This is a genomic window from Caballeronia temeraria (assembly GCF_001544795.2).
Taxonomy (GTDB): domain Bacteria; phylum Pseudomonadota; class Gammaproteobacteria; order Burkholderiales; family Burkholderiaceae; genus Caballeronia; species Caballeronia temeraria.
In genome coordinates this window covers 127,406-148,674 of the sequence record NZ_FCOI02000018.1, presented here as the reverse complement: position 1 = coordinate 148,674, position 21,269 = coordinate 127,406, and the positions used below count along the sequence as shown (strand labels likewise).

18 protein-coding genes and 1 pseudogene are annotated in these 21,269 nt (G+C 59.7%); 8 read left to right on the top strand and 11 right to left on the bottom strand.

The window, feature by feature from the left end:
• The first annotated feature begins 17 nt into the window (after positions 1-17).
• On the top strand, positions 18-923 hold the full coding sequence (locus AWB76_RS24335) for a LysR family transcriptional regulator (RefSeq protein ID WP_061162705.1): 906 nt from the start codon (positions 18-20) through the stop codon (positions 921-923).
• Positions 924-1,810: 887 nt separating this feature from the next.
• Positions 1,811-5,980 (top strand): CheR family methyltransferase, encoded by a 4,170-nt coding sequence (locus AWB76_RS24330; protein WP_061162684.1) that lies wholly within the window; start codon positions 1,811-1,813, stop codon positions 5,978-5,980.
• A 121-nt stretch (positions 5,981-6,101) separates the two neighbouring features.
• Here the strand turns inward: AWB76_RS24330 and AWB76_RS41685 are convergent, their stop codons facing one another.
• Entirely contained in the window at positions 6,102-6,350 is a 249-nt protein-coding gene (locus tag AWB76_RS41685; RefSeq protein WP_244173439.1) for a hypothetical protein, read from the bottom strand.
• 160 nt (positions 6,351-6,510) lie between these two features.
• On the opposite strand from AWB76_RS41685, the gene AWB76_RS24320 reads away from it, so the two are divergent.
• Positions 6,511-7,440 carry a chemotaxis protein CheB gene (locus tag AWB76_RS24320; protein ID WP_374729950.1) on the top strand — a complete coding sequence of 310 codons (930 nt, stop codon included), beginning with the start codon at positions 6,511-6,513 and terminating at the stop codon, positions 7,438-7,440.
• A 379-nt stretch (positions 7,441-7,819) separates the two neighbouring features.
• Here AWB76_RS24320 and AWB76_RS24315 read toward each other — a convergent pair whose 3' ends face one another.
• Positions 7,820-8,377, bottom strand: coding sequence for a hypothetical protein (locus AWB76_RS24315; protein WP_061162681.1), 558 nt, complete (start codon positions 8,375-8,377; stop codon positions 7,820-7,822).
• 370 nt (positions 8,378-8,747) lie between these two features.
• Here AWB76_RS24315 and AWB76_RS24310 point away from each other — a divergent pair, with 370 nt between their 5' ends.
• The 3 genes from AWB76_RS24310 to AWB76_RS24300 all read left to right on the top strand — a co-directional run bounded on the left by AWB76_RS24310 (position 8,748) and on the right by AWB76_RS24300 (position 11,204).
• The gene (locus AWB76_RS24310; RefSeq protein ID WP_061162680.1) at positions 8,748-9,242 is read left to right on the top strand and encodes a YciE/YciF ferroxidase family protein; all 495 of its coding nucleotides are present in this window, start codon (positions 8,748-8,750) and stop codon (positions 9,240-9,242) included.
• A 76-nt stretch (positions 9,243-9,318) separates the two neighbouring features.
• Complete coding sequence (locus AWB76_RS24305) at positions 9,319-9,828, top strand: ferritin-like domain-containing protein (RefSeq protein ID WP_061162704.1); 510 nt, start codon at positions 9,319-9,321, stop codon at positions 9,826-9,828.
• Positions 9,829-10,235: 407 nt separating this feature from the next.
• Complete coding sequence (locus AWB76_RS24300) at positions 10,236-11,204, top strand: hypothetical protein (protein ID WP_061162679.1); 969 nt, start codon at positions 10,236-10,238, stop codon at positions 11,202-11,204.
• Positions 11,205-11,236: 32 nt separating this feature from the next.
• Here the strand turns inward: AWB76_RS24300 and AWB76_RS42935 are convergent, their stop codons facing one another.
• Positions 11,237-11,587 (bottom strand): DUF6723 family protein, encoded by a 351-nt coding sequence (locus tag AWB76_RS42935; protein WP_341845309.1) that lies wholly within the window; start codon positions 11,585-11,587, stop codon positions 11,237-11,239.
• Positions 11,588-11,675: 88 nt separating this feature from the next.
• Positions 11,676-12,218, bottom strand: a pseudogene (locus tag AWB76_RS24295) (manganese catalase family protein); the annotation flags it as partial.
• Positions 12,219-12,702: 484 nt separating this feature from the next.
• Between AWB76_RS24295 and AWB76_RS24290 the strand changes: the two are divergent.
• A complete protein-coding gene (locus AWB76_RS24290) occupies positions 12,703-12,966 on the top strand; it encodes a hypothetical protein (protein WP_061162678.1) in 264 nt (87 codons plus the stop codon).
• Between the two features lies 1 nt (position 12,967).
• Positions 12,968-13,777 carry an ATP-dependent DNA ligase gene (locus tag AWB76_RS24285; protein WP_061162677.1) on the top strand — a complete coding sequence of 270 codons (810 nt, stop codon included), beginning with the start codon at positions 12,968-12,970 and terminating at the stop codon, positions 13,775-13,777.
• 247 nt (positions 13,778-14,024) lie between these two features.
• Here the strand turns inward: AWB76_RS24285 and AWB76_RS24280 are convergent, their stop codons facing one another.
• The 7 genes from AWB76_RS24280 to AWB76_RS24250 all read right to left on the bottom strand — a co-directional run bounded on the left by AWB76_RS24280 (position 14,025) and on the right by AWB76_RS24250 (position 21,228).
• The gene (locus AWB76_RS24280) at positions 14,025-14,300 is read right to left on the bottom strand and encodes a hypothetical protein (RefSeq protein WP_061162703.1); all 276 of its coding nucleotides are present in this window, start codon (positions 14,298-14,300) and stop codon (positions 14,025-14,027) included.
• Positions 14,301-14,508: 208 nt separating this feature from the next.
• Entirely contained in the window at positions 14,509-15,216 is a 708-nt protein-coding gene (gene phoU / locus AWB76_RS24275) for a phosphate signaling complex protein PhoU (protein WP_061162676.1), read from the bottom strand.
• An 81-nt stretch (positions 15,217-15,297) separates the two neighbouring features.
• A complete protein-coding gene (locus AWB76_RS41860; RefSeq protein ID WP_063936390.1) occupies positions 15,298-15,666 on the bottom strand; it encodes a hypothetical protein in 369 nt (122 codons plus the stop codon).
• Between the two features lie 251 nt (positions 15,667-15,917).
• Positions 15,918-16,376 carry a hypothetical protein gene (locus AWB76_RS24265; protein WP_244173438.1) on the bottom strand — a complete coding sequence of 153 codons (459 nt, stop codon included), beginning with the start codon at positions 16,374-16,376 and terminating at the stop codon, positions 15,918-15,920.
• Entirely contained in the window at positions 16,373-18,415 is a 2,043-nt protein-coding gene (locus tag AWB76_RS24260; RefSeq protein ID WP_063936389.1) for a hypothetical protein, read from the bottom strand. The genes AWB76_RS24265 and AWB76_RS24260 overlap by 4 nt, the downstream gene beginning before the upstream one ends.
• Positions 18,408-19,967, bottom strand: a complete 1,560-nt coding sequence (locus AWB76_RS24255) for a site-specific integrase (RefSeq protein WP_063936388.1) — start codon at positions 19,965-19,967, stop codon at positions 18,408-18,410. Before AWB76_RS24255 ends, AWB76_RS24260 begins: the two co-directional genes overlap by 8 nt.
• A complete protein-coding gene (locus tag AWB76_RS24250) occupies positions 19,954-21,228 on the bottom strand; it encodes a tyrosine-type recombinase/integrase (RefSeq protein WP_061162675.1) in 1,275 nt (424 codons plus the stop codon). Before AWB76_RS24250 ends, AWB76_RS24255 begins: the two co-directional genes overlap by 14 nt.
• Positions 21,229-21,269: the final 41 nt, after the last annotated feature.

Genomic DNA, 21,269 nt, shown 5'->3' with positions numbered 1-21,269 from the left:
ATATGGGCGGTATAAACGTGGCGGATTTCAATAAGGTCGACCTGAACTTGCTTCGCGTGTTTCAAGCGGTCCTGGAAGAAAGGAGCCTGACCCATGCGGGCAAGCGCTTGGGCCTCTCCCAGCCGGCGACGAGCTACGCATTGGGACGACTTCGCGCAATGTTCGATGACCCACTATTCGTGCGCACGCCGGAGGGCATGTTGCCCACCTCCGTTGCACAGCGGCTGAAGGATCCGATCGGCCGGGCCCTCGCGGCCGCAAGGGAGGCGTTGCGTCACGGCGAACCGTTCGATCCGGCGACGAGCACGCGGGAATTCCGGGTCTCGATGTCGGACGTTGGCGAGCAGGCTTTCCTACCGTCCATTTGCGAGAAGCTTCAAGAACTTGCGCCGCGCGTTCGCATCGCAGCGGAAGCTGTGCCTGTGACTGAAGTTGAAGAACGCATGCGGCTTGGACAGCTCGATTTCGCCATCGGCAACCTGCCATCGCTGAAGACGACGACCGAGCACGCGCTGCTGTTCAAAGACGAATACGCTTGCATGACCCGCAAGCGCTCCGGCTTGCCAGCCAAGCGACTCACTGCGGAACAGTTCCAGCAAATGTCCCACGTTGCAGTCGCATCTTTGGATCGAAGTCACGTGTTGATCGAGGAGTCTTTGCGGCTCGGCGGGCTGTACCGCCGCATTGCGCTGCGCGTGTCTCACTTCAACGTAACGCCAGAAATACTTTTGCGCACCGACTGGATGGTAACGCTGCCTCGCGGCGTCGCTGATATCTTCAACGACGCAAATCAATTCGCGGTGTACCCGCCGCCCATTGACCTACCGCATTTTGAATCGACGATTCACTGGCATGAGCTTTATGGGTCGGACGAAGGCAACCGATGGTTTCGGCAGCTGTTATTGGAGACCTTGAGGCGATGAGCCAAGGGTTCCGAGAATTGCGGAACGCAGGGCCACGACTCCGACTTTACTCGCAGACGCGACGTCACATACCGGGCCCACTACTGATAGCTGCCAAGCTCCTTTTAGGCTGCCGTATTGATTTGAAGGATTATGGCAATGGCGCGTATTACTCTGCCATTTTTCCATTCTGTCAGACGCTCATTGAAACGCGCGAAGGCGCGCGGATGACTCCACGCGGCCGTGGGGCAGATCAACGGCCTGGAGGACTTTCAGGCGCTCGATGTACTGCAGATTCTGCCGCGCCCTTCCGCCTTTTCGAACTCCCGCGTCCTGTTTACTCCAGCCACTACCCGATAACCGCCGGAGACACCGGCCGTCGTTTAAGCGTATAGGTCAACGTCCCATATCCCCGTGGTCGAAGCCGCCGCTGTTGGGACCGTGGTCGCCACCGCCGCCTTCCGGCGCGACGCTACGGGTAAAGCCTCAACATCCGGCAAGGAGAGCCCTTTGAGAACAACATAGTGGTTGTAGACGAGAAGGACCCGTCGCAAGGTGTTGGTCGGGACGTCCAGACAGGAATTGACACTCCGGCGTCGGGTCACGCCCCCGTCGCAGTCGAGTCAGCCGGTCGGCGACATTTTTCGAATCGATGTACTGTCCAGCGGCAACGGGTCCACCGCACTTCCTGTGGACGATCACCCGGACGATCATTCATGCGTCTGGCACGGAGGCGGACGCGAGCATCTGCGGGATGGAACTGGCGCAGTCTTCAGTCGGCAGCCGCGTCGAGGAGGCAGCGCGCGTCGTTGCCCCTAAAATGAGCGCGGCTAGTTGTCGCGCATGAAAGAATATCGGGCTGGTTGCACGGCGCCTAATTGTTCGCGCGCCAAACGAGGAGAAGCGCAATGTCACGGCAGAAGCAAACAGTCAAGACGGTGACCGGTTCGCCGCACACAGTAAAGAGTGACCTGCATTTTCCCGTGGTGGGTATCGGCGCGTCTGCAGGCGGCGTAAGCGCCCTACAGACGTTCTTCGAGAATGCCCCGACCGGCATGGACATGGCCTTCGTAGTGGTTGTCCATCTGGCGGCCGAACATGCAAGCCATGTCGACGACATCGTGCAACGCACAACCGGCATGTTGGTGCAGCAGGTGACATCGACCGTGCCCATCGAAAAAAACCACATCTACGTGATCGCGCCCGGCAAGCGGCTCGAAATGTCCGATGGCTGCCTAAGGGCGACCGGTCAGGAACCGTCTTCCGGGCCAGCCTTCACGATCGATCATTTTTTCCGGACGCTGGCCGACACCCACGACCGGTCAGCGATCGGCATCGTGCTGTCGGGTGCAGGGTCGGACGGCGCGGCAGGCCTCAGCCGCATCAAGGGGGGAGGCGGTATCACGCTGGCCCAGGCACCGAGCGATGCCGAACATCCGGAGATGCCTCTGCACGCCATTGCCACGAATCAAGTCGACATCGTACTCCCGGTTGCCGATATGCCGCAGCGCCTACTCGAGCTGTGGGCCAGTGCGCAGCGCATCGAGATGCAGAACCTGGAGGCGGCGGATGCGGCGCTTAGCGGCGCGAGGCCGCCCGCCAATGACTCCGAACGCGCTTTGTCTGACATTTTGATGCATCTGCGCGTGCGCACCGGGCATGACTTCCGGCTCTACAAGCGGGCGACGGTTCTACGGCGTATCGAGCGGCGCATGCAGGTGAACGGCCAGCGCGACCTGATTGGATACCGCGACTTCCTGCGCGCGACATCCGACGAGGCAAATGCATTGCTCGGCGACATGCTGATTGGCGTCACCCAATTTTTCCGGGATCGCGACGCATTCGACTTCCTCGACCGGGACGTAATCGCGACGCTGTTCGCGCAGGAACCCGGCGACGGGCAGGTGCGGGTATGGATTGCGGGTTGTGCCACCGGTGAAGAGGCCTACTCCATCTCGCTGCAGCTGGTGCAGGCTCGTGATGCGGCGGCCTCGGGCCGCTCTATCCAGGTTTTTGCCACGGACATTGACGAAGCGGCGATCGTGCGCGCGCGCACAGGCTCGTATCCGCTTTCCATCGCGAACGATGTGCCGCCCGCACTCCTGCAGCGTTATTTTGCGCGGGAAGGCGCGCATTACGTTATCGCCAAGGCGGTGCGCGAGCGCATTCTTTTTGCGCCGCATAGTCTGCTGCGTGACCCGCCGTTCTCGCATGTTGATCTGATCTCCTGTCGGAACGTACTCATCTACCTCGAGCGGGCTGTCCAGCGGCAGATTCTCGAACTTTTCCACTTCGCGTTGCGCCCCGGCGGGTTTCTGTTTCTCGGCACGGCAGAGTCGGCCGACGCCGCGGACGATCTGTTTGCCGTGGTGGACAAAAAGTGTCGCATTTACCGGGCGCGCGCTGTCACGCACCGCGCCAAGCCGGCAGTCGGCTTTCCGTCGCTTCTTCGCGGTGAAGGAGGCGCATTGAACGAACGAACTGTGCCGGAAGTGCCCCTGCGAGCGCCGCCAAGTCCTGCGCAGCGGAGTTTCTCACTGACAGAGCTCCATCAGCGCGCACTGGAAACTTACGCGCCACCGAGCGTCATTATCGACCGCGAGTCGAATGTCGTTCATCTGTCGGACAATGCTGGCCGCTTCCTGCGACACGCCGGAGGCGAGCTTTCCAGCAATATCATGACGCTCGTGCTACCCGACCTGCGGCTCGATCTGCGCACGGCGATCTTTCGCGCGCTTCAGACGGGTACGAGTGTCGAGGCGCGCAGGGTCAAATGGGTCCATGAGCCCCGTGTTTCATGGATCAACATGACCGTGCGGCCCTTCCACGACCAGGTCGCGAACGCCGAATTTCTGCTGGTGGTGTTCGATGAGGTCGCCGGCCACATGACCGACGAAGAGCAGACTGAGACCACTGGGCAGGATCCCGTTCTCGCCCAGCTCGAGCACGAGTTACAGCATAGTCGGGAGCAGCTTGCGACAATTATCGAGCAGTACGAAACGTCGGTTGAGGAGCTGAAGGCCTCCAATGAGGAACTGCAGGCTATCAACGAGGAACTGCGCTCCACGAGCGAGGAGCTCGAAAGTAGCAAGGAAGAGCTGCAGTCGGTCAACGAGGAGTTGACCACCGCGAATGCCGAGATGCAGGCGAGGATCGAAGATACGGCCAAGGCCAATGACGATCTGCACAACATCATCGCTTCGAGCGAGATCGCCACGGTCTTCGTCGACAAGGAAATCAGGATCAAGCGCTTTACGCCTAACGCGACGGCCATTTTCAACCTGATCGACACGGACCTTGGCCGTTCGCTGTTTCACATTACCCATTCCTTGCGTTACCCGACTCTCGCGGACGACGTGAGACAGTCGTTCGAGTCGCTCAGGCTCACCGAGCGCGAGATCCAGAGCGAGGCCGGGCGGTGGTATCTAATGCGGCTCCTGCCGTATCGCACCGCGGATGATCATATCGATGGCGCAGTGATCACGCTGATCGACATCACGGATCGTCATCGGGCCGAAGAGGCCGCCCGCGCAGGCGAACAGCGCCTGCGTCTGGTCGCGCAGTCGACCAAGGACTACGCGATCATCATCCAGGACCGCGCTGGCTTGATCGCGAGCTGGAATGCCGGCGCGGAACGGATATTTGGCTACTCTGAGGACGAAGTCATCGGGCAGGACATTGAGTTGATCTATGAACCCAACGACCGGCAAGCGCTTGTACCGGCGCGCGAGCGCGATACAGCCGCAAAGCAGGGGCGCGCCGATGACGAACGGTGGCACCGCACGAAGGAAGGGCGCCGGCTCTATTGCAGTGGCGTGCTCACACCGATCGCCGATTCTTCGTTCAGTGGCTTCGCGAAGATTATGCGGGACCTGACCGCGCGCAAACAGCGCGAGGACGCGAACCGCGAAGCGCTTGCCCGGGAGCAGGCCGCGCGTGAGCAGGCGTTAAGTTCCAACCAGTTGAAGGACGAGTTTATCGCCGTACTCTCGCACGAACTGAAACACCCTCTCAATCTGATCGGCGTGAAGGCGGAGATGCTTCCGCGCCTCCCGGAGGTGCGCCACATCGCCGCCGTTCGCGATGCGGCCGCGTCGATCCGGCAAGCGGTGCGCAGCCAGGCGCAGATCATTGACGATCTGCTCGACCTGTCACGCGTCCAGACTGGCAAGATGGCGCTCGAAGTCTCGCGCGTCGATCTCGCCGCAATGCTGAGCAGCATCACCGACGCTTGTGAGCAGGACGCGCTTGCCCGGGGGATCGTCATGCGAACGCATTTGCCGCAGGAGCCGACCGTTACGCTGGCCGATCCCGTCCGTTGCGAACAGATAGTCTGGAATCTGGTGTCCAACGCGCTCAAGTTCACCGACTCCAGCGGGCAGATCGACCTGCATCTCTCGCATGAGGGCCGCATGCTGCGCATCGACGTCGCTGACAATGGACTGGGCATCGACGGCGCATTGCTGCCCTACGTCTTCGATATGTTCCGTCAGGGTCCTCGCGACCGGACCCGCGGCGGTCTCGGTATAGGCTTGGCTCTCGTCAAACAGCTTGTCGAGATGCACGGCGGCCGGATCAAGGCAGAGTCGCAAGGCCCCGGTCAGGGCACAAGGATGACGGTGTGGCTGCCGGCGGCAACGGATGAGCGCGCGTCCTCTGGAGATACCGCCGGAACGAATCGGAGTATTGCCGGCGTGCGGATACTCCTGGTTGAAGATGACCGGGACACAGTCGCTTCGCTGGCCGCGCTGCTCGAACTTGAGGGTGCGCGGGTCACGGCAGCCGCAAATGGTCTGGAAGCGCTGCAGATCCTGCCGGACGAGCCGACTGACGCGATCGTATCGGACATCGGCCTGCCGGACATGGACGGTTTCGAACTGATGCGCAGGATCAGGGCCGACGCCAGATGGACTGGCGTCCGAGCAGTGGCCCTGACCGGGCACGGCAGGGAGGACGACATTCAGGCAGCACGGGATGCAGGGTTCGACCGACATCTGGCGAAGCCGCTCGATTTCCAGCAGTTGCTGGACGCGTTGGGCGGATTGGCGCCGGACGTGGGCACAAAAGCAGCGAATTGACGCACCGGATCTACGTGAGGGTCACTCTAGCGGAAGTGGCGATCCGGGTGTCGGCCGGCGCCAGCGCTGGGATGGCGCGGGCGAATGCCCGACGCGCCCGTGCTTGAAGTACCGCTGCAGCCTATCGGGCCTCGTCCGTACCCTGTTCCCGCAGACGCGCGATACTTTCGACGATGGCAGCGCGATGAACCGTGAACTGCGTGAGCGTCGTTTGCATGGTCAACAGCAGTGTCTCTGCCCTCGCCCGCTGAGCGCTGCCTGCCGGCATCGAGGCGATCAGCGATTGCTGGAGCGCGATGCGGTGAACTGCATCGGCAATGTGGACGTCGGCCTGACGCAAGTGGTCGAGTTCTGCTGATAAAGACACCACCTTTCCTCCTTGCGCGCTGCAGTGCGCTCGTGGCGGCCGACGCAAGTCCAGGAGGCATGCGCCGGGTTCAAAACTTGCGGCTTCCTCACCAGGAGGCTCTATGGCACATCGGGACATCGTTGTTATTGCTGCATCCCGAGGCGCATTTCCCGTCCTCAAACTGCTCGTGGCAAGTTTCGCCCCGGATCTGGCAGCCACCGTCTTTATTGTGCTGCACATTGGCCGACATCGCAGCATATTGCCCGATCTGTTGTCGGGATGGGGTCCGCTGAAAGCGAGCCACCCGGCGAATGGGGAGGCGGTGCAACGCGGCAGAATCTACGTGGCGCCGCCGGACCGCCACATGGTTTTGCATGATGGAACATTGCGTCTGCTCGACACCGCTACCGAAAACTTCGCGCGCCCAGCCGCGGACCCGCTCTTCAGATCCGCGGCCGCCGAGTATCGGACGCGGGTCGTCGGTGTGGTACTCAGTGGCGATCTGGACGACGGCGCCGCGGGTCTGGCAGCCATCCGCGCGCGCGGCGGCTACGCTGTCGTGCAGGACCCTGCTGACTGTGAAGCGCCGTCGATGCCACGAAGCGCGATCGCCGCCGCTGGACCCGACGCTGTCGCGACGCTGGACGATCTCCCGGAGGTCCTTCATGCAGCTGTCAAGGGTGCGAGACGGCGCGAGGAGCATCACATGACGAACCGGCCCGACCTCGACCGTGAGGCACAGATCGCCGAGAGCGGACTCGTCGCGCCTCACGAACTCGACGAGATCGGTGAGCGCTCAGCGCTTACCTGCCCAAGCTGCAACGGCGCCCTCTGGCGGATGCGTGACGAGCGCCCGTTGCGCTACCGCTGTCATACGGGGCACGCGTTTTCGGCACTGTCGCTTGAGGAAGCAAGCGCACAGGGGGCCGATGATGCGATCTGGGGCGCGATCCGTGCCGTACATGAACGGATGATCTTCGCGCGTGAGCGAAAGCAATGGGCACAGCGCGTAGGCCGCGAGGTGGACGTGGCGCTTGAGCAGGCACGCATACAGGAAAATGAGAGACTGGTGGAGCTTTTGCGTGCAGCCGCTGGCGTACGTGAGCGTTGACGTTCACGCGTGGATGTCTGCTGGACGGGCTGTAGAGGACCGCGGCGGCTGTCACTCAGTATGATGAAAGGATCGGCATGGATGCCCATCAGACCGCCTCCATTGCCGACGCGCCAACGCATTCAAGCTGGCGGAGTGCCGTAGGCCTTCTTCAGCACGACGCGGCGGGAGCCGCCTGCAGTTCGCTCCTGTTAGCCATGCAACCAGGGCGCTGGGCCACACGACGGCGCCGCAACTGACAAGCCGTCAGCGCCTCCGTGTGAAAAGGACGAACTCGAACGCGTCGGATTTCGCCCCTGGTATACGAAGAATACGGTTACAACCTGCGCCCCTCGCGTCGGGCGCCATAAGCATGGCGGGTGCCGGCTTCCCATGACGCTCAGCGGCGGGCGTTCAACTTCACGCGCGATGCGCGAATACAGGAGGCAAGTTCCATTGCGTAGGGCGCAACGCCGAAGAGCAAACAAAGCAAGAGCACCGTCGCGACCCCCAACAGGGGAAGAGGCGGCTCACGCAGCGCCAGTGCAAAGCTTGCGGTCGAACGAGTCACGGACGCCAACGCGTCCGGATAAGCGAGGCAGACGATCGCAAAACCCATGATCGGTGCCATCTCAAGGACGCTGTGCACCATCTGCTCGACGGGTGTGATGACGCGCTGGCCGCCGGCATATCGCAAGTCGAAGTACACGGTGAACTCGTGAACGACGATGAGCGCGGCCATCGTGCAGATCGCGAACGCGTTGATGGTAAGAAACAGCGCACATAACACGATCGCCGCCCCCTCAGCGAGTTGGGCGATATGCATAAGCGACTCGCGTATGCCGGCGTTGTTTGGCAGATCGGACCACCGGTGGCACAGCGCATCCGCGGCTCCGGCGCCGAGCCACAGCGGCAGAATGCAGTAGAGAAGGAACTGGCCGGCAATTTCCTGGTTCATGTTTATTTACTCTGCTGACGTCCTTCTCCGTATAGCAATCATTGGGCACAGCCGACCGCATATTTAAGTTCGCTTTAACGCGAGATTTTTTGTGGTGCGAAAGCGGCTGCCGAACAAAGGGCCGGGCGTTGCATCGCCATACCCGGCGGCGAGGCATGACCGAAGCGATAACAAGTGCCTTGGCTGGTCCGCACGACGTTGGCGCCGAAAGCGCGGCGCTCATGGCGGCCGCGCGCCGCAAGTGCAGTGCGCCGACCGCTCGCGTGCGCGTGAATGGCGCGGGGCGCGGGCGGCGATGCCAGTGTAATGCGGCACACTCATTGCGCGTTGATAGGTGGCGCGTGCCGCGCCATTTCACCTCGGAGAAGCCATGCCAACGCAGACATTGAACGACCTTTTTATCCACGCGCTTTCCGACGTATATAGCGCGGAAAAACAACTGACCAAGGCTTTGCCGAAACTGGCGAGAGCTGCCACCAATCCGGACCTGGCTGCGGCTTTTACTCTTCATTTGGAGGAAACCCAAGGACAGATTCAGCGAATTGACCAAGTGGTCGAAACCTCGCAGATCAGATTGAAGCGCGTGAAGTGCGTGGCAATGGAAGGACTCGTCGAAGAAGGCCAAGAGCAAATCGATGAAATTGAAAAAGGCCCGATCTTGGATGCTGCCCTCATTGCCGCTGCTCAGAAGGTCGAGCACTATGAGATCGCGACTTACGGAACGTTGGCCACGCTCGCCAAGAAGCTCGGATACACGGAAGGCATGAAATTGCTGTTGGAGACCCTGCAAGAAGAAAAGGCGACCGACGAAAAGCTCACCCTCCTCGCCAAGCAAGAGCTTTCCGAGCAACAGGTCGGCAAGTAGGTCCAACTATCGTGAGTGTTCTGACGCCGGGGCGTTAGCTGGGACGCCCCGCATTAACGACTTAATGGAGACGGACATGACCGATCCAAAAGAGCACCTCCTGGACTGGCTCCGAGACGCGCACGCCATGGAGCAACAAGCTGAACAAATGTTGCGCGCGCAGTCTGGGCGGCTCGAGCACTATCCAGAACTCAAGGCGAGAATTGACCAGCACCTGGAAGAGACGCTGGGTCAGCAGAAACTGGTCGCGAAGTGTATCGAGCGGTTGGGCGGGAGCACGTCGACGATCAAAGACGTAGCCGCAAAGGTCATGGCCTTCGGTCAAGCCGCCGGTGGTATGGCCATGTCCGATGAGGTGGTCAAGGGCGCGATCTCAAGTTATGTATTTGAGAATCTGGAAATCGCCTCCTACACGTCGCTGATTGCGGCGGCCGAGGCGGTTGGAGACCGCGAAACGCAGGCCGCCTGCGAGCAAATCTTGCCACAGGAAGTCGCGATGGCGCAGTGGTTGTTAGAGCATGTTCCGGCCGTCACGCAAAAGTACCTCGCGCGCGCCGCAACGCCCGGGGTTGAAGCAAAGAAATAGCAGCGCGTGGTAACCAATGTGTGCGTCAGGTCGGGGCGATCGATGAACTTCACTCTAATTGATCGTTACAGGGTCGACCCTAACCGACAGCACGCCTCTGACGGTAACGATCTGCTCAGCAAAGATGCGTACTGCTCGAGGTTCGGCACTTGCGGCAAATTTTATATTGGAAGAGGTTGCCACGAGGGTTGTCAAAACGCACAAGCCACATTGCGTCGCGATCTGTTCGACCGTGCCCCTGGGTAGCACTTCCGACGGGCGACACGCTATCGTGAAATCGAAGGTCAACATCACGGCTCCGATGGAATTGCCGCGACTAGGCAAGCGTTCTGACTTCACCGCAATCGGCGGACCGCGCCCGCTGCTTTGGTTGACCTGACTGAATTGCTGCAACAGAGGGAGGCGGGATGTTCGATCAATACCATCCGGAGCTCGGCTTCGACCTAGGCTGGGACTTCGCCCGCTACGGACGGTTCCTGGACCCGGGAAGCGCTAACGCCGATGTGCTCGCCGGATACACCACGGGGAAAGCGCACTTTCAAGTGGCACAGCACAAGCCAACCCGCTATCAGGCGAAATGGCTTCAGTTGAGGCTGAGCGCCATGCGGCGGCGCCGGATCGTGCATGCTGATGTCACACCGGAATACCTTAAGCGGATCGACTGCGACAGATGTGTCGTGACCCTTGACTCAATGAGCCATTCCGCACGCGCTGAAACGGATTGGTCTGTCGATCGTATCAACAACGACGGCGCCTACGCGGCCGGTAATTTGATGGTGATCAGCACGCGCGCGAATCGCGCGAAGGGCGCAAAGACCTATGCCGAGGTGGCGAAATTAGCGCAGGCTACTTCAACGCCGACCGAGAGCGGCCTGACTTGCGCCGAGTGGGCGCGCCTCGCTTGCGTGATGGTTGGTTCCGAGGAAACAGTCGACCCTCATGCGACTCTTGCGCCACTTCTCACGCGCATTCCGGAAGATAGCAGGGCGCCGCTTTATTTTCTGTTCCAGCAGTTCCTGTTGTTTGCCGTGCGTCGAGCGGCGAACAGAAACCATATGCTCAAGGCTTTAAATGGGTTGCATCCGCACCGTTTTCAGCAAGAGCGGCTAAGGTTGGCAGCTGAACGGCTGGCGCTATTGCAGAAGACCGTCGCATACCCGTACGACGCGCTGAACGACAAGCAGATTCAGGGCGTCCTAGTAAACTGGTTCACGTCGCTGCCCTGCCAAAGCACGCGAGGTTTGCTGCGGTTGGCCGAGTATTTTGGCGGCAGTCAGTGCGAGCTCACGCTGCCGGCCTCCTGGTCACTGCAGACCTCAGGCCATTTTGTTGATGATCGGACAGGCCGATCTGCTAGGTTCGCGAAGGTGGCATGAGCGGGATAGCGGCGTTGCGCGTTCTGCGTTGACTATTCGGGACGGAGGAGATCACCCTCAACAATCGCGTTGCCGAAGTTGCGGGTAGCGCAAATGGCTTCCTCGCTGCTTATGAACGGCCCGAGCGTTGGAGCGCCGTCAAAAGGATAAAGCAGTCGAGTGTCCGTCCTGCGCACGACCTTCAAGGTACCGTAATACTCTGTCGCAGTGCCTATGCGATATGAAGCGTAAATGGCAAAATCATCCGGTGTCAGCCTTGGCCGGTCGGCTATATTTTCTTCGTCGAATAAAGCACTAGCTTCGGCTTCCTCGAATTTTGCTGCATATCGGCGTCTTACGTGTAATGTCGGCCGAATTGAACAGGTCGGCACGAGCGGCGTCATTAAGATCGCTTGGCGTGAACATGCGAACAGCCGCCATGACAACCCGATACTGGGTTTCCAGGGTGAGCAGTCTGGGAACCCTCTTCAGCTACACTGACTGACCGGAGCCCAAATCGGCGCCCGTTGTCGGGTCGGAACTCACGTCCGACGCGGTGCGTGAAGCCATTGCTTTTAGCGCCTGCGCATCCGCGTCGTCGACCCCGACCGTCGCCAGGCCGTCTCCGCCATCCACTGCCGGCTGCGGCTCCTCCACAAATTCCCAGTCGTCGCCCGAATTCCAAGGTCCGCGGGCGTCGTTACCGGACGACATGTTGTAGTAGACACTCGCGAACTCCGGTATGCCGGGTAGCTTACCTTGCGGAAAGTTCGGCTGGATCGAATGCAGCGCCTTTTCGAACGACTTCTGGTGCGCGATCTCCCGCGTCATCAGAAAGCCCAGCGCTTCCTTGATGCCGGGGTCGTCGGTCACGTTGATGAGCCGCTCGTAGACGATCTTCGCGCGCGCTTCGGCGGCAATGTTCGAACGCAGGTCCGCCGTCGGCTCGCCGATCGTGTCGATGTACGCTGCTGTCCACGGCACGCCGGCCGAATTTGTCAGTGCCGGGCCGCCACCATAAAGCAACGCGGTCGTGAGCGGGAAGTCGCCCTTCTTCACGTACAAGGTGTTGCAGCTAGCTGCCGGCAAGGTAGCCACCGGCGAGAAAGGTTCGGGCTCGCATTTGGCCCCACGCACACATCTACGTCGCGGCCATATCCGACGGCTCGAGAACAAGGTGACGTGGGTGCGCCCGGCGATTGTGAATGCCGGTAGCGATCGAGGCACAGTGGCAAAGGATTACCGCATTGGCGGCCGCGAATCATGAGCAGTTGTTCAGCCGATAAGGCCCGTCCAGCAGCGCGGCTGTGACCCGACTCGGCTGAACACAAATCTTTCGCGTAAAAGAAAAACCCGCTCGATTGAGCGGGCTGAATCCATATCGGTGGACATGGACGAGACAGAGTCAGTATAAACCCTTATCTCTGAATTGCACGGCCATCCTGTAGTGCCCCTCGCCGCCCCCGTATGCCTGGTTCCGGGCGCAGAGTTTGCGCCTTTGGCGGCGGGAGGTGCCGCCATGAAAGTGACCGCATTCTTGGAACAAGCGAAACGAGAAGCGCAGCTCGTCGATGCGCTTCTCGTTGCGCGCTATGCACTCGTCATCCACGACGGCATGACGCTGTTAGGCGATGACGAACCACCCACGCGGTGGCGCGTCAATGTCAAGGCTGAGCTTCATCGCATCGACGCGGCGCTCCAGCTAGCGGGCGTCACGCAGCAGCCGCTTCGTCCGCCGATGCTCGACCGGGGCGACGGCGTGCCACCGGACGCGAGCGAATGACATGGGGCGTTGGAACGGTTCGCGCGCGACGCGCGTACGCGCGCCCGAGACTGCGCCCGGCGAAATGCCGGTCCTTATTGAGCCTCAACTGGCGACGCTGATCGACCGTCATCCTCCGGAAGGCGAATGGTCCTACGAGATCAAGTTCGACGGCTATCGAATGCTCACTCGCATCGAATCGGGCGAGGTCAAGCTGATCACTCGCAACGGACACGATTGGACAGAGCGCATGCCGCGGCTGCGAGCTGCGCTGACGGACCTGCCGGCCGATAGTGCCTGGATTGACGGGGAGGCAGTCGTGCTGGACGCTAGCGGCAAGCCGGACTTCAATTCGCTGCAGAACGCGTTCGACCGGCGCAGTACGGCAGACATCGTCCTGTATGTCTTCGACTTGTTATGGCTTAACGGCACTGACGTCCGCGAGCAGCCATTGCGGTCGCGTCGCGCCCTGCTTCACGAATTAATGCAAAGCGTCGAGAGTCCTCTCCTTCGCTATTCCGACGACTTCGCCGAGGATCCGGTATCGCTCGTGGCCTCCGCCTGCAAGATGAAACTTGAAGGCATCATCGGCAAGCGCGCGGACGCACCGTATCGGTCGGGTCGCTCGAATGACTGGATCAAGCTCTTACGGGCATTTTTCGTTGTCGATAGGCCCCGACGCCCGTCAAACCAAGGCCTTCGACGTTTGTGCGCGATTGCGATGTCGCTAATTTCGTTCGTTCGGACCAGATATTTACATTTCTTGTGCGTCGAGACCGATGTCGGGGGCGTCTTATGTCATCGAATTGATGGGCAGGCCCTACCGGCGTGAATGGCGAAGCTCGCGTCCTGCATAGAACGTCGAAAGCAGACCGACGAGCAACGCCCCTGCTCCGAGCGCTTCATCAAATGCGCCAGAAGAGCGCACAAGCTCCGTGTAGCACCATAGGCTAATGCCGATGCAAGTCAACAACAGGCCGAAAATGAGACCCCAAATCGGCCCTGCCTCTTGAGACCGCAATCTTCGAAACATTCGCATCAGACTACCCCCGTCACTTGCTAGGTCACGAGTGCATGCGCTACTCCTGCTCACGGTGGCCGCAGAGGTCGTCGACCAGTCGCTGGCCGGCGCCGCGACCTCCCGAAAGTGCATCGACCTCCGATGAGAACGCGTGACCGAGCGTATCGCCGAATCGCAAGGGCGAAAATACCGCCACGGGCAAGCCGGGGCGAAGGATCGTAACTGTAGCGACATACCCGACGTGAACGTCGAGACCGCTCGTCCTCCGTTGATCGAAGTTGGTCTCAACGCCAACCTCGATGCTGAAGCCGTGGTACTGGTATGTACGATTCATCAAATATCTCCTCGGCCGGACAGCCGGGACTACGTCTGATGCTCAGCAATCCGCCAACGAAACAAGGCCGTGGCGCACTCGAGCAGTCGGTGTCCCCGGTCTTAACCGCATCAAAACGATGGCCACTGCTACCGCGATTCCGGTCTATTGCTTTGCAGTACTGCATGCACGCCCATTCGAGTGAAGACGTTGCCTTCGTGCCCGGCTCTCAACCACGCAAGGCTTCGCGCTCAAGTTGGTCTTTGGAAAGGTGCCGCACATCGGTGCCCTTAGCGATATAGATGACGAGTTCTGCCAGATTCGTCGCATGATCTCCGATACGCTCTATGGCCGATGCAATAGACAGATAGTCGAGGCCCGAGGAAATGACGCGAGGATTTTCGGTCATGGCGGTCGTGAGTTTGCGCATGAACGCGCGGTATTGCGCGTCGATTGCTTCGTCCTCGCGGACGATCTGGGCAGCAGCAACGACATCAAGTCGAGCGAAGGCATCGAGTGCTCGATGAAGGATGGCTGTCGCCATTTGACCAGAAGACCGGATTTCTGCGGTGTTGATGATCTTCCGTGCCTCGTCATTTGCAAGCCGCCGGGTTCGCTTCGCGATCTTGCGTGCTTCATCGCCGGCGCGCTCGAGATTTGTGACGGCTTTTGAACTCGCCATCAGCAAACGGAGATCTGACGCAGTAGGCTGACGCCGTGCGATGACGTTGCCGCACTCAGCATCGATTTCAACTTCCATCGCATTGAGTCGACGCTCTTCTTCGATGACCTTGTCGACCAGTTCCAGGTCAAAGCGATTGAGGGCCTCCGTGGCGTTGATCAGTTGTGATTCGACGATCCCGCCCATTTCAAGCACCTTGGACATAATGCGATGGAGGTCAGCGTCGAACTGGCTGGAGGTATGCTTGTCTGCCATGGGAATTTGCTCCTGACCCAACGGGAGAATCCTGATGTCTACGCTTGGGCGTGTCCAAGCATGTACAACTATCAGGCCGACCTAACGGGATTTCGGCGGCCTGCCCGTCTTAACTTTTTCGACGGCCGAAGCGGCAGCACGCAACTGTTCCGGCGAAGCCGCCTCAAGCAGGCCAAGACCGGCCCGTAGAAGCTCACTCTTATTCACCAGTACACCCTCATCAAGACATCTCTGTGTCAGCTTCTTGATCTTCTCGTAGTCGGATCGCGGCATGGTGAAGGTATCGCGTACGACCTTTTCCTTCTTGACGCGCTCCTTCTTCGGCTCGACGGCAACGGCAGCCAACTCAAGATGGACCGGGCACTTCCTTCGGTCTTTCTTTTTAGTCAGTTGCCCAGCTACCGTAGGCTTCACTGCCTCTACCTTCTTCTTAGCGGCCCGGCGCGTCATGGTTGCCTACGATTCGATAAACTGTACAAACAGTATATACGGAAGTATAAGGCGGAATCTGACACTTGGTGAAGCTGCGCCCCTCGGACCGAGAGGCGACGGTTCGCCATTGTGCAGATGTGGTACGTCTTTTGAAGCTGGGCTATGGAGAAGGTCCTATTTGTCCACAGAAAGCGTGCGCAGCGCTGTCTACAAGTATGAGGTTTACAGGTAAACCCGTATCGCGCTCCGCGGTGCCTGCCGCGACTCGCCTACCGATTAAGGACGCGGCTTGCCAGGCGAACAAGGACGCCCGCTCTGCTCACGGTCCACGCCGGGAAGCGGTTCATTGAGGAACTCCTTGGTGAGGTTCCGGGTCTGCGCGTTGAGGCCCAGCGAGCGAACTGCTCGAGCAGGTTGTGGTTCTCGGCCAGGAGTCGCTGGTTTTCCGCTTCTAGACGGGCAATCCGGTCTAGCGCCACCTGCAACTCTGGAGGAAGCCACTCACGGGGCTGTTCGATTTGTCCCGACAGCGCCTTCTTCCGTACTGCAAAGGCCAATCGAATCCGTTCGTGACGGTGTAGCGTCTGTCTTGTGTAGCTAAGGCCCGCACGCCGCGCGATCGCTTCAATCAGCGCTTCCCAACTCAGCCGGCCACTCCAGCCGTCCAGCACCTCAACGATGAGCGCAACGATCGTGTCGTCAAGGTTTCTCTCCCTCACGCGAGTCATGTGGCCTTCCCCGGGCGCAGTGATGCGCCGTCGGCGGTGGGCGACCGCAGCAGCGCGCGCGCTTGTTTCGCGTTCTCGAGTCGGGACGGAATCTCCGCGATGTCAAGCTGGATGACTGCTCCATGAGGAACGGCCGGATCATCCAGAACTTCGAGGAGCGCCGTGATCCGGGCATGATAGGCTCGGTGATCGTTGGCCCACTCCCTTGCTCCGAATTCCCCTTCGGCTTCCGCTTGCTCGGCCATCGTTAGCAAGCGCGACGCTTCGGCATGGGCTTGTCGTAATCGCGTTTCCTTCTCAGCCTCGCCCTTCACGCAAACCTGCTCGCCGCAGTTCAGGCAGTCGCGATGCATTTCGCACGGCGACATCACATAGTCGTGAATGCAATATCCGAAGTCGGTCGAGTGCGCTGTCGGCACCTTCAACTGGGCAAATTCGTCCCGCGTGATGAGCGTCGCCTGCTGCCCGGTGGCCAACGGGCCAAAGAAGCGCGTGTCGTCGCCGACGGCGGTGCGAATGCGCGCAACAACGGCATCGGGTGTCTCGTGGTCGTAGTACCTATTCTGCCGCACGTCCTTGCGACCGGACCACTTTGCGATGTCAAGTTGGCTCAGACCACCTGCTTGTGCCAGTGTGTTGAGGTAGTGGCGGAACTGATGAGTGTTGGTACGAATCGGCTCTCCGTCCGGCTCATAAAAGCCGCAGCGTTCGAAGATGGAGTAGCGGCCGGATTCGGACGGGGCACCCAGCCGATGACGGATTTGGTTGTACCTCACCGGTTCGATGACACAGCGAAACCGTGGCTTGGAAGAATGCAGCGCATTGCGCTGCGTCACGAAAAGCGCGTCGCCGTACGTGAGTCCCGTGGTCCTATCAGCGATAGGGAAGCCGGGCGGCAGTTGTCGCAGCACGGCCGCTTCCACGTCGGCGAAACGCAGGTATGCTCTCCTTCCGCGACGCTCCCTGAGAACACCATTCTTGCTGCACCATCTGACCGGCAATTCCGGCGACACGGACTCAGCGAACACAATCGCTGCCATCTCTTCCAAACTCAGCCATTCTTTGGCACGGAAATACTCCATCTCTGGAGCCAGGTAAAGCCGAGTCGGGTTTTGCTCGTACCAGCGAGCAATCTCGCGCGCCTCGTCGGTGAGCCCGCGGACTTTCCCGACGGCCGCTTTAACGACAGAGGCCATCGAGGGAATAATCCATTTCACCATCGGCGCGGCTCCCTTGACCGGCCACCATCTCAGGCCGTAGACATCTTCATCTGAGCGATCGCTTTTCTGCCTGATTTCGCAATCGCCTGGCAGGCAGAGTATTTCACTGATACGATCCGGCGCTGCGCAGAGAATTGCTGTGATCGACGACACCATGACATCGATCGGATCTGTGGCCATAAGAAACACCTTGGGCAGCGCGTCAAGCGCCGCTCGACTGGGCATTTTCGCCGCCCGGCGTTCATCCGCCGACTTTCCAATCCGTGTCCGATGGTCGTACGGTGTCTGAAGCGGATTGACCCACTTCGTCGGAACCGCCACGAGGCGGTTATCGCACAAGAATTCGGCGACCATCTCCAGTTGGTTGGCCGCGACGTATGCACTGCTAGATGCGAGCCGCTCGGCGAGCAATTGTGCCGCGCGATTCAGAACGTGGGCGTTCGTCCGCACAACGTCTGCCGGCCCCGTTTCGAGCAGCGCCGCTTCGAGTGCTCGGAGCGCAGTCATACGGTTTGTCAGACTGATTGTCGGCCGCATGCCATGCTGATACCGGATATATGCTTTCGCGAACGACCGGAACGGCTCGTCCATCATTAAGGACTGCCTTTTGCTCGATATCGCTTGCTTACTGAACACCAGCCCGAAGGCGTTATGCCTGCCCTTGCGTTGGATGTGTTCTGACACCTCCCAGCGGTCGGCGTCGAAGACAAGCGACGCGCCGAACGAAGTGAGCTTTGTTCGACACAACTCAATGAAGCCAGCCAGGTTGGCTTGAGCGTCCAGATGAGACTGTGGGACGAAAGCAATAATGTCAGCCACAGACTGAGCTCGCCTTAGCCTGCGCTGCCGCGCAGCGCCGAATGACCTCAGCGACAGCAAGGATGGCTCTGTCATTGATCGCGGCAATGCGCATGTCGCCCGCATCCATTAACCGCTCCCGTTCGCCGAGGAGGTGAGCGAGAACCTGCTCGTGCGGTCCATCCAGCCACGGCTCAAAATTGCTACAGCTATAACAGGCAATCGGCTTAAGGAAACCGCAGAATCCATCTTTGCCGCAACTCGATATTGCATCGAACTTCCCGACAATCCCTGGCGCCCGGATTTGGTTTGTCTCACTTTCACGTCGTGATGCTTCTGACGGGCCGTTGATGAGCGTGCCCGCGAACGCTTGTGCAAGTGGTGCGAGTTGCATGGCAAGAGCGCGATCAATACGCTCGACGATCGCCGGCGTTGAGCGCACGCATACACCAACGTTCGCGGTGTTGGAATGATCCAGCAGTTCGGCTATCACCAGTTCCCCGTGGCCCTCTTCGGCGGCTCGCGTTCCAATTGTGGACCGGAACCTCTTCGCGTGGATCTTGAGAGGCTTTCCCGTACGTTCGGAAATTACGTTCAGCCGGCTCATAATCGCAGTGAGCCTCCTCCCCAAGTCATCCGCCTGCAGGTGGTAGAGGTCGGCATTTGCTCCACGTGCAAACCGTTCGTCGCTAAAGAGCGGAGCCTGAGTCGCGTCGTCAATAATTCCGGTGAACCGCGCCTGCACCTGGCGGGCGAAATCGAAGACCAGCTTGCCAATTTGGGGGGTGAGCAAACGGTCCTTGAACTGGCTCCGCGCGTTGCCAGCGCCCTTTTGCTTCGCGCGAGGAATTCTCACTGAATAGCATGAAGACCCATCCCTCGAGTGCAATCGCACGACATCGCACACTTTTAAGCGTGCATACTGGGTCGGTCGCATCCCAAGTGCGAAAAACATCCAGCAAAGTATGTATTCGCGGAGCGTAACTTCGTTCCGAGCGTATGCTGCGTTCAATGCGTATTGGAGCGCCTCATGCTCAAGCGCCGTGAACGGCCCTCTTATCGGATCCATCGTCGCCACCGCGACACCACTTGTTGCGCCCTTGAGTCGAAGCTGATTCAGTAGCGCGACCGCATCGTTCGATATCCCCAAATAGCCGAGTCCGTGCCACCGTCTGAGAAACCCTGACAGAGCCGCGAGACGCCACTCACTGGCTTTCCCAATGTGAGCCCTGTAATTCAAAATGTCGACGCTCGTTATTTCGGCGATGGGCATCCCGTGGATCTTTGTCTTATGCAGAAACAGGTGTCGGATGCAGTTGTACTGGCTCTTCACGTACCCAACCGAATGATTTTCTGCGTACCAAACAAGAACAGTTTTGAGTGCGGCCTTGAAGTCGCTTTGGAGAGGAGGCATCTTGCTGAATCGCAACCAGATTTCGTGCGTCAGCTCCCGGAGGACCCAGGTGTCCTCGTGCGGATCGAACCGGTAGCCTTGCTTGGCGGTCACGACGGCTGGCACGGCGACCAGATATCCTGCGGCGACGGGCAGGCTGCCGAGGTTATTCTTGTTCATTGATTGGTTTCACCATCCTGTCCTGCAGTTGCAACGAGGCGTCGCGAGCCTTGCGCTCTGTTTCTCGCCGGGTATAACGTTCCGCTGTACCGGATGTCTCCGACCAGCCCATCATCTGAGAGCGGATCTTTTTTTCGATTTCGGGATCCATGCCCCTTTCGTCGGCGAGGTTCGAAAAGTTGTAGTTGTTGGTGTGCCGAAGAATATGCGGATGGACGACTGGAAGATCGGAGCGCACCTTTCTGAGCGCAACGAATATTTCGTTCAGCCCGCGCAAAGAGAGAGGCGCCCCGCCGTTGGCCACGAAGAGGAACGGATGCTTCCGAGCGGCTGGATAGCGTCGGCGCTCCCCAACAATGTACTGAAGAGTCCGCTGCGCCAAATCATTGTTGAGGGGCAGAGTGCGGTCGTGTGTCTTTGTATTGGGCTGGTAGGGGCGTGGGTCGCCAGAATCGTCTGCCCGTCGAGCGATGAACACTTCTCTCGTTCTTATGTTCACGTCGCTAACCCTGACACCAAGAAGCTCTCCGCGACGAATGCCAAGACCCAGGAACCATCGCACGATGAGTTCGTTGCGAACCTTCGCGTGCCGGCCCTCCCAAGGATTTTCGGTCGAGCGAACGTCGATAATGTTCCAAAGCCGCGCTTGGGCCGACTCGTCTAGCGCTTTCCGGCTTTGAGCGTTGTTCCGCGCTTTGGCACTCGGGATTCGCGTCGTGAGTCCCGAGACGACGAGCCTCTTAACGTCGAGAAGCGCCGCTCGCATCGGATGCTGTACATCCATGGTGAGAAGAAGCCTGTCGGCTAGCCATTCAATGAAATTCCGGATATACCTTATGCGCACGCCTGCGAAATCACTATCAACTTCCTCGATGACATTCTTTGCACGGGCCCGGTAACCCTCAAGGGTAACCGGTGCCCGACGGAAGCCAGTTCGGTTCGGATCACCCCGCGCTACGATAGCGCTCGTCGGAAGACGACACAGTCGCACCAGAGCATCGAGCTCACCCAGCTCGAGCAATCGTCCCGCCCGCATGCGTTCAGTCAAGTCGATTTGATGTTGATCGCAGAATAGCTGCAACACCATCAATGCGCGCAGCACCACCTCGATCGTGGCGCTCGCACGATTCCGAGCGCGGATTTGAGAAAGGGTGAAGACGGTTGGATCGAACAACGGAACGCCAGTGCTGACATTTACGAGAATCGGTAAGCGCTCGCCAGATGCGAAGACTGCGGTCCTGACCGTGTAACGTTCGGCCATCTATTAACATTCTCATAAGTGCCTCGATCGCCGGAGGATAT

Coding starts and splice junctions, on each gene's coding strand:
- AWB76_RS24330 (WP_061162684.1), top strand. CDS start 1,811: ATGTCACGGCAGAAGCAAACAGTCAAGACGGTGACCGGTTCGCCGCAC.
- AWB76_RS24315 (WP_061162681.1), bottom strand. CDS start 8,377: ATGAACCAGGAAATTGCCGGCCAGTTCCTTCTCTACTGCATTCTGCCG.
- AWB76_RS24310 (WP_061162680.1), top strand. CDS start 8,748: ATGCCAACGCAGACATTGAACGACCTTTTTATCCACGCGCTTTCCGAC.
- AWB76_RS24305 (WP_061162704.1), top strand. CDS start 9,319: ATGACCGATCCAAAAGAGCACCTCCTGGACTGGCTCCGAGACGCGCAC.
- AWB76_RS24300 (WP_061162679.1), top strand. CDS start 10,236: ATGTTCGATCAATACCATCCGGAGCTCGGCTTCGACCTAGGCTGGGAC.
- AWB76_RS42935 (WP_341845309.1), bottom strand. CDS start 11,587: ATGACGCCGCTCGTGCCGACCTGTTCAATTCGGCCGACATTACACGTA.
- AWB76_RS24290 (WP_061162678.1), top strand. CDS start 12,703: ATGAAAGTGACCGCATTCTTGGAACAAGCGAAACGAGAAGCGCAGCTC.
- AWB76_RS24285 (WP_061162677.1), top strand. CDS start 12,968: ATGGGGCGTTGGAACGGTTCGCGCGCGACGCGCGTACGCGCGCCCGAG.
- AWB76_RS24280 (WP_061162703.1), bottom strand. CDS start 14,300: ATGAATCGTACATACCAGTACCACGGCTTCAGCATCGAGGTTGGCGTT.
- phoU (WP_061162676.1), bottom strand. CDS start 15,216: ATGGCAGACAAGCATACCTCCAGCCAGTTCGACGCTGACCTCCATCGC.
- AWB76_RS41860 (WP_063936390.1), bottom strand. CDS start 15,666: ATGACGCGCCGGGCCGCTAAGAAGAAGGTAGAGGCAGTGAAGCCTACG.
- AWB76_RS24265 (WP_244173438.1), bottom strand. CDS start 16,376: ATGACTCGCGTGAGGGAGAGAAACCTTGACGACACGATCGTTGCGCTC.
- AWB76_RS24255 (WP_063936388.1), bottom strand. CDS start 19,967: ATGAACAAGAATAACCTCGGCAGCCTGCCCGTCGCCGCAGGATATCTG.
- AWB76_RS24250 (WP_061162675.1), bottom strand. CDS start 21,228: ATGGCCGAACGTTACACGGTCAGGACCGCAGTCTTCGCATCTGGCGAG.